At 75.6% G+C, this 1,363-nt stretch carries 2 protein-coding genes; both read right to left on the reverse strand.

Going from position 1 to position 1,363, the window contains the following annotated elements; translation table 11 throughout:
* The coding region (locus tag QSJ33_RS15555; RefSeq protein WP_285727894.1) for a hypothetical protein at positions 1 to 357 on the reverse strand (357 nt) is incomplete at its 3' end.
* A gap of 98 nt (positions 358 to 455) precedes the next feature.
* Positions 456 to 1,363 (reverse strand): tail fiber protein (locus QSJ33_RS15560; RefSeq protein ID WP_285727896.1); only part of this gene is annotated, 908 nt, incomplete at its 5' end.

Raw genomic sequence — 1,363 nt, forward strand, 5'->3', positions numbered from 1 at the left:
CAGGTCGGTGTCGGGCGTGAGGGCCACGCCGTTGATCACCAGGTGGAGCCTGAGGTTGGGGGTGCCCAGGAGGGAGGCCGGGATGGCGGGCATGCCCGTGCCGCCCAGCTCCACGGCGTAGAGGCCGTTGACCACGGAGACGTCCTGGGGCCCAGAGTTCCACAGTTCGCTGCCCTGGGCGTCGAGGATGGAGAAGGTGAAGCTGCGGGTGCCGGTGACCGGCAGGCCGGCCTCCGTGAGGCGGCCCTGGGTGGCCACCGCGGGGCTGGGCGGGGCGACGGCGGCGGCCCCCTGGGCGTGCAGGCCCGTGGCCAGTCCGATCAGCGTCAGGGTCAGGAGGGTGGGTCGAATGGGCATGGGCGCTCGCAGGGTTGGCATCCGGCTTCTCGGGTGTCGGGTGGTCGCGGAGGGGGGGCGAAGCCTCCCGGCGGGAGTGGGGGGGCGTCGGTGGCTGGCTAGTTGGTATGGATGGGCACGGCGGCCCTCAGGTCAGGCAGGGCGAAGGTGGTGATCCCGTCTCCGCCGTAGGTGGTGCCCAGGATGGAGAACAGGGCCGTGTTCGATGAAATGGACAGGAGCTGTCCATTGCAGAAGGCCCAGCCATCCGGGGCGAAGTTCCCCGCGAACAGCTTGATCTCGCCCAGGTACGGCCCCGTCGCGCTGCCGCTGCCGCCCCTGGGTGGGAAGATCCCCGTCATCGCGATGATGTAGGAGAGGCCCACGGTCTTGACCGAGCCCGTCTGGATCTCGCCGAGGAGGACGTTCGTGATGGCCGGGGCCACGGGGCCGGTGGCCCCCTGCGGTCCCGTGGCTCCGGTGGGGCCGATGGGACCCTGCGGGCCGGCCACGCCCTGGAGGCCCTGGATGCCCTGCGGGCCGGTGGCGCCCTGGGGTCCAGTGGCGCCGGTCGCACCGGTCGGGCCCGGGACGCCCTGGGGCCCGGTGGCTCCGGTCGCGCCGGTGGCGCCCTGGGGACCGGTGGCCCCGGCGGGGCCGACGAGGCTGGTGCCCGTGGCGGGCCAGGCGCCGGCGGTGAGGGCGCCCTTGGGCCCGTAGAGGACGCTGGCGGCGGTGTCGAGGTAGAAGTCCCCGTCCGCGCCCAGGGCCGCCGCGGGGGCCCCGGTGCCGTTGAGGAGGGTCCGGCCGCCGGGGCCCGTCAGGCCCTGGGGGCCCGCGGGGCCGGTGGCGCCGACAGGGCCCTGGGGACCGGCGATGCCGGGCAGGCCGATGGGGCCCTGGGGTCCCGTGGCCCCGGTCGCGCCGGTGGGACCGATGGGCCCCTGCGGACCGGCAGGGCCGGGCGCGCCGGCCACGGTGGCGGGCGACCAGGCGGAGCCGTTGTAGACCAGGGACTGGCCCGCGG

The sequence above is a fragment of the Geothrix rubra genome (assembly GCF_030268065.1).
GTDB classification, from domain to species: Bacteria; Acidobacteriota; Holophagae; order Holophagales; family Holophagaceae; genus Geothrix; species Geothrix rubra.